At 65.1% G+C, this 3,792-nt stretch carries 3 protein-coding genes; 2 read left to right on the top strand and 1 reads right to left on the bottom strand.

Translation table 11 applies throughout. From position 1 onward, the window contains the following. Positions 1–236 precede the first annotated feature (236 nt). On the bottom strand, positions 237–1,454 hold the full coding sequence (locus NW827_RS08005; protein ID WP_414503543.1) for a hypothetical protein: 1,218 nt from the start codon (positions 1,452–1,454) through the stop codon (positions 237–239). Positions 1,455–1,545: 91 nt separating this feature from the next. Between NW827_RS08005 and NW827_RS08000 the strand changes: the two genes are divergently transcribed. Together NW827_RS08000 and NW827_RS07995 are read left to right on the top strand one after the other, a co-directional pair. Continuing rightward, positions 1,546–3,060, top strand: a complete 1,515-nt coding sequence (locus tag NW827_RS08000) for a DUF3084 domain-containing protein (protein WP_414503542.1) — start codon at positions 1,546–1,548, stop codon at positions 3,058–3,060. Positions 3,061–3,082: 22 nt separating this feature from the next. Further along, positions 3,083–3,792 (top strand): deoxyribonuclease IV (locus NW827_RS07995; protein ID WP_414503541.1); only part of this gene is annotated, 710 nt, incomplete at its 3' end.

Here is a 3,792-nt window from a genome sequence, read left to right as displayed (position 1 = left end):
GCTGAAGCTAACGCTTCAGCACTCCAAACGGGTCAGCGCGCGGCTCCCCTCTCCCGCGAGGCGGGAGAGGAGGATTATGGAGTGCGGGAGCGAAGCTTCCGCCCACGCTGAAGCTAACGCTTCAGCACTCCAAACGGGTCAGCGCGCGGCTCCCCTCTCCCACGCAGTGAGAGAGGGGCTGGGGGTGAGGGCGACACCCCTCTCCCACGCAGTGGGAGAGGGGCTGGGGGTGAGGGCTAACACCCACTCCCGAAGTTGAACAGCACGGTAAGCAAGTCCGCGTCGTCGACAACGCCGTCGCAGTTGGTGTCTTCGCGTCCCAGATTGCCCGTGTTGCCGAAGTTGAACAGCACGGCAAGCAGGTCGGCGTCATCCACGCAGCCGTTGGCGTCCACATCGCCGTTTTCCGACGCGCACCCCTGCAAGTCCAGCAGGAAGGCTTCGTCGCGCCCCGTCGCCGCGTTGCGACCCCAGCCGACGATGAAGCGTCCGTTCGCCGAGAAGGCGTTCGCGCTGCGCAGTACCGAGCCGTTTGTGAGCAGCGCGGCGTAGGTCTGGTTCAGGTCTTCCACCTGCGTGGTCGCCGTGCCGAGTTGCCAGCGCACGGCGCGTCGCTCTCCGCCGGGGGTAGTGGAAAAGCCGATGATTATGCCCCCGCGAATGTCCCACGCTTCGCCCGCACTGCCGCCCAAGTGCGCCAGCAGTTCAGGCACCCAGTTGTTGCTCGCGCGCCACATCGCAGGGTAATAACTCCCGCCCCAGAGATTGCCCGAGTTGCCAACCACGACGCTCCCGTTTTCGGAGATTTCGCGCGGCACGCAGCCGTAGTGCCCCGAAACAGGCTGGAGGAAGTAGTGCCAATCCACTGTGAAATCGGGCTTTAGTCGGAACACGACGCCACGATAGTTGCTGAGGAACGCCGTGAGGGTGCGCCCGTCGTCAGAAACGCCATACGCTTCCCCGTTGCTTGTCCCAAAGCCATAGGTGCGGTACACAGGCGGGTTCTGCGTTAAGTCCCAAACCGCCGCCAGATTGTCGCCCGACGGCGACCGTGCTTTGCCAGCGACGATTGCACCCGACGGGGTGATGTCGGCGCACCAGCCGAAGTCGGGGTGCGGGGGCAGCCACTGAAAGCCCGACTGCCGAGTCCACATAAAGGGGGTTTGGTGAGCATAGTAGCCAGGATTGACCAACCCAACCGCAATCGCGCCCGTGGCGTCGCACCCCGACATCATTGAGGAGCCGTTATACACGGTGATTATCGTATTGGCGGCGCGATCCCACACAACGGCATTGCCGTTCGCTTCGCCGACAACGGTCAAGCCATCGTTCGAGACTCCTGCAGCATAGCTGTTGCCGCCTGTTGTGCCCAGCCAGTAGAGCCGCTGGGCGCTCAGGGGCTTCAAAAGCGCCCCTGCAACTGCCAAACTCAGCCAGAAATGTACCGTTCGCATGGGTTGCCCTCCTACGCAAGGGGTTCCGATTGCCATTATAGCACGGTTTTGAGCGATGTTGGGGAGTGTTGTTCAGGTACAATCCTACAGAATGACCCCGACGATGCTTGGGATTTTCGCGCTTCTGGTAGTGTTCGGGGGCGCGTTGGCGTATGCGGGCGACTGGCTGGGCAGGCGGCTGGGCAAGCAGCGGCTGAGTCTGTTCGGTATCCGCCCGCGCCATACCGCCACGCTGATTACCACCCTCACAGGCTGCCTCACGGTCGCCCTCACCGTCGTCGGGATGACGCTGGTCAACGAGTCGTTCCGCGCATGGATCACGCGCGGCGACCGTATCCTGATAGAGCTGCGCGAGAACGAGGCGCGCCTGAAGGAACTGCAGACGCGCAACGCCGACCTGCAGGCGACGAACGCGAAACTGCAACGCGCAGGCGAGCGACTCGGCGAGGAACTCAAGGCGTTGGAGCGCGAGTATCAGGCGCGGCTGCAGCAGGTACGCCAACTGGAGGCGCAACTGACGCAGGCGCGCGAGCAACTGCGCCAGAACCAGCAACTTTTGCGCCAGGCGGAAGCGCGGTTGGCGCAGGCGCGTCGGGCGCGAGAAGCCCTACAGCAGCAAATCCAAGCCGTGCGCGTGCAAATCGCCGCGCTGGAGCGACAGCAAGCGCAGCTGCGCGCCCAAAACGACGAGTTCGCCGAGCAGGGCGCTGCACTCGCCTCCGAGAACGCCAAACTCGACTCCGAGAACCGACGCCTGCAGTCCCAGAACCAGCAACTTGAGGCGCAGAACCGCCAACTCGCGCAAGCGAACGCGCAGCTGGAGACGCAGAACACCTACCTGCTGGAGCGCGCCGCGACCCTGCGCCGCCAACTGGAGGAGCTGGAGCGCGCCACGCGCGAACTGGCGCAACTCGCGAACATTCGGCTGACCCCCATCGCCGTGCAACTGGGCGAGGAGCTGGCGCGGATGGTGTTCCCTGCAGGCTGGAGTGAGGTGCGCGTGCGGCAGGGGCTGCAAGACCTGCTGACCCTTGCGGATCGCACAGCGCGTGCGCGGGGCGCTGTGCCTGCCACAGGACAGACTCGCGCGGCGTTCATCCCCGACAAGCGCGTGCGCCTCGTCAGCGGCGAGCAAGCCGAAATCACCGAAAGCGAGAGCCTCGAAGCCATCCAGCAGAACATCCGCGCGTCGGGCGACTCGGTCGCAGTCGTTGCGGTGGCGATTATGAACGCCGCGCAGGGCGAGCCTGTGCCCATCGAGCTGCGCCTGTACCGCAACCGCAAGGTGTTCGACGAGGGCGCGGAGGTCGCCCGCATCACGCTGGACTGCCGCCCGCAGAGCCGCCCGCTGGAGCAGGTGCTGCGCTTTTTGCAGACAGAGGTGCGCGAGCGGGCGATTGAGGCGGGCATCCTGCCCCGACAGGAGCAGGCGGGCGCGCCCCCAACCGTTGGCGAGACCTCGCCCGAAACGCTGATTGAACTCATGGAGCGGGTGCGCCAGTGCCGTGCCGAGCGCGTGGTGCTGATTGCCCGCGCCGCAAAGACCACCTACGCCGCCGACACCCTCACCCTGCGCTTCGAAGCCGTGCCTGCAGGAAAAGGCTGACCCGCGCCGAACCTACCGCGTTATGCAGCGACTCATCGGCGCACACACCTCTACCGCAGGCGGTCTGCAGAACGCCGTGTACGAAGGCAAACGACTGGGCTGCACCGCCGTGCAGATCTTCACCGCCAGCCCGCGCCAGTGGAAACCGACCGATGTCTCCGACGAGCAGGTGCAGAAACTGCTGGCAGCGGAGCAGGAGACAGGCATCCACTGTGTGGTGTCGCACGCGGCGTACCTGATTAACCTCGCCTCGCCCGACCCCGACACGCGCCGCAAGTCCTACGAAGCGTACCTGGCGGAACTGCGCCGCTGCGCGAAACTCGGCATCCGCTACGCCGTCGTCCACATGGGGTCGCATCCCGACTTCGAGACGGGCATGCAGCTGCTGATCGAAAGCCTGCGCAACCTGCTTGCCGAGATGCCCGATGGCGTATGCATCGCGATGGAGACGATGGCGGGTCAGGGCAGCGCGCTGTGCTATCGGTTCGAGCATTTCGCGCGTCTCTTGGACGCGCTGCCCGACGAGCGGCTGGTTATCTGCGCCGACACCTGCCACCTGTTCGCGGCGGGGTACGACCTGCGCACAGAGGAGACCTACCGCGCGGTATGGGAGGAATTTGACCGCTTGATTGGGCTGTCGCGCCTGCAGGTGTGGCACTTGAACGACTCCAAAAAGCCGCTGGGGTCGCGCGTGGATCGCCACGAGCATATCGGCGAGGGCGAGTTAGGCGA

It is taken from the genome of Synechococcus sp. H70.1, assembly GCF_047502705.1.
Taxonomy (GTDB): domain Bacteria; phylum Cyanobacteriota; class Cyanobacteriia; order Thermostichales; family Thermostichaceae; genus Thermostichus.
This window is presented reverse-complemented; position numbering and strand designations above follow the sequence as displayed.